A 2,239-nucleotide genomic window follows, 5' to 3' on the forward strand; every position below is an offset into this window, starting at 1 on the left:
GGCCAAAGGCTGATCTTTTTCAAATAATGCTTGAGTGTTTTTTAAAAAAAGTTCATTCATTGGGGTTACCTTGGTTATTTTTTTGTTCTATATCGGCCAAAGCTCTTTCTAAAATCATCCTTTGTTGGTATAAAATATCAATAACTTCTTTGATATATCTTTTATGGTTGATGATATAGGATAATGTATTAACAAGCTTTTCTTGATCATTTTGTGTTTTTAAACTTTGTAGTTTTATAAAATTAGGCTCGTTTGCAAAAATTAAAGTATAGAGTATATCGCTCATACTTTCCCAGTTTTTTTGTGAAAACAATAAAGATTTAAAAGTTTTGATGTATTCTTGAGCAAGATTGATTTGAACATGATCAAGTTGTTTAAGAGCATCTTCTAAAGTATAGTTGTTTGCTATAAAATTGATTTGCTCTATAATAGGGTTTAATTTTGTTAATATTAATTCACATTGGGATGCAAAAATTTGGTTAATTTGGATGTGATTTTGCAAGGTTGAAATTGTAGATAAAATATATTTTTTATAATCGTTTGAAAGACTTACAGAAGGAAAGTTTTTATTTGTGTTTTGTTTGTTTAAAATTTCATCACAAAGTTCTTTAAAAGATTTTTCTATACTTCCTTCTATCCTTGCTCCACCTTCTGTGGCATTATAAGTGGTGATAAGGTGTTTATTATTTTGTATATCTTCCTCATAAGCTTTTTTATAAAGTTCCCATACACAATGGGTGTAAACTTCTTCTTTTCCTCCATAAGCTAATGTTTTTATGGGTTCATAACGATGTGTATCTGTTTTTTCACCTAGTAAAAATTCTTTAGGATGAGAATTTAGGTTTTTATCATAAGCTAAATCTTGCCCTATTAAAATGATATTTGTATAGCCTAAACCTATAGCAAAATGGTATAAATAATTAGCTACGCTTGAAAATTTTGTATCTGTATAGCCATAATCATCAAGCTTAAAACTATGATTAAAATTACTAGATGCTAGGGTAATAATGATGTTTTTTTGATGATCTTGTAAAGTTTGGATGATACTAGGATTTGTCGTGTCTGTAAGAAGAAAAATTGCATTATTGTCTTCATAATAATCTTTAAAAAAAACATTAGAATCTATACTTTTTTCAATACAACCAATATAATCAGGCTTGATATTGTGTTGGTGTAAGATAGTATAAGATCCATCAGCACAAAATATAGTAACTTTATTTTGAATTTGTTTTAACAAAGGGAGTTGTTTTATAAGACTAGGTCCACTTGCTACTATAATGGCATTTTTGCTTTTAGATTGGTGTTTTGTTAACAACTCTTTGGTGCTTGGATTTGTTAGCATAGGATAGAGATTTTTTGTGAAAAATTCTAAACCTTCTAAACAAGAAGAGCTTGAATGCATAGCATTTTTTATATGCTCTAGTGCTTGAATGCATGTATTTTCTATGTATTGACTAAAATGAGTTTTTTTGAATGAAAATAGCGTAAAAATTTCATGGTAAAATAAAATGTTTTGACTTAAAAACATCATCTTAGCATTTGAAAGATGAAAGTCTTGAGTGTGATAGATTATAAGTTGGTTGTTTTTAAGAAAATTACTAAAATCATTATTTTGAAGTATGTGATAAACTATCTCTAGATCATCTTCAAAGATAATAATGTATTTTAAGTTTTCATTTTTAAAAAGTTCTAAGATATACTCTCCTATACCATATATAAAAAGTATAGGGTGGTTTGAATAATTGTTTTGAATATTTTCTAAAAAAAGTTTATTTCCAATAGGTTTTTTGTGATTTTTGCAAGTTAAAATTTTAGTTGCCAAATTTTTTTCAATATTTAAGATATTTTTTTGTAAAAAATTCATTTATTTTCCCTTGAAATGGCACTATAAAAATTTATCAGTGTTGATTGAAGAATTTCAAACCACTCTTCTTGTTTTAAAATCCACAAGATCATTCTTGTTTTTTTATCTTCTTGGCTTATTGCTGGCATTAAATAAATTTTTGCAAGTTCTAATTCGACATTTTTTAACGCAGGAACTAAAACTTCTCCTAATAATGCAAAATCTTTTTCAAATGAAATTTTAAACTCATGAATTTCTTCATTAAACTTTAAAATTTTTGAAAAATCCAATTCTAAAATACTAAAACTTTTTTTGATATCAGAAGTAATGTCTTGTAAATGGTCTTTAAAATTTTGAATTTGATCTAATATATTTGTATTTAAAACCCCCCTCAAA

At 26.3% G+C, this 2,239-nt stretch carries 1 protein-coding gene and 1 pseudogene; both read right to left on the reverse strand.

From position 1 onward, the window contains the following. Positions 1 to 52: 52 nt before the first annotated feature. Positions 53 to 1,864: a motility associated factor glycosyltransferase family protein gene (locus CAMP5053_RS08010; RefSeq protein WP_337217621.1), complete on the reverse strand. Its 1,812-nt coding sequence runs from the start codon at positions 1,862 to 1,864 to the stop codon at positions 53 to 55. Then, positions 1,861 to 2,239 (reverse strand): annotated as a pseudogene (locus CAMP5053_RS08015) (hypothetical protein); the annotation flags it as partial. The pseudogene CAMP5053_RS08015 and the gene CAMP5053_RS08010, both read right to left, overlap by 4 nt.

Source organism: Campylobacter sp. S4:11, assembly GCF_024723695.1.
In the GTDB taxonomy this organism is placed as follows: domain Bacteria; phylum Campylobacterota; class Campylobacteria; order Campylobacterales; family Campylobacteraceae; genus Campylobacter_D; species Campylobacter_D jejuni_C.

Coding starts and splice junctions, on each gene's coding strand:
- CAMP5053_RS08010 (WP_337217621.1), bottom strand. CDS start 1,864: ATGAATTTTTTACAAAAAAATATCTTAAATATTGAAAAAAATTTGGCA.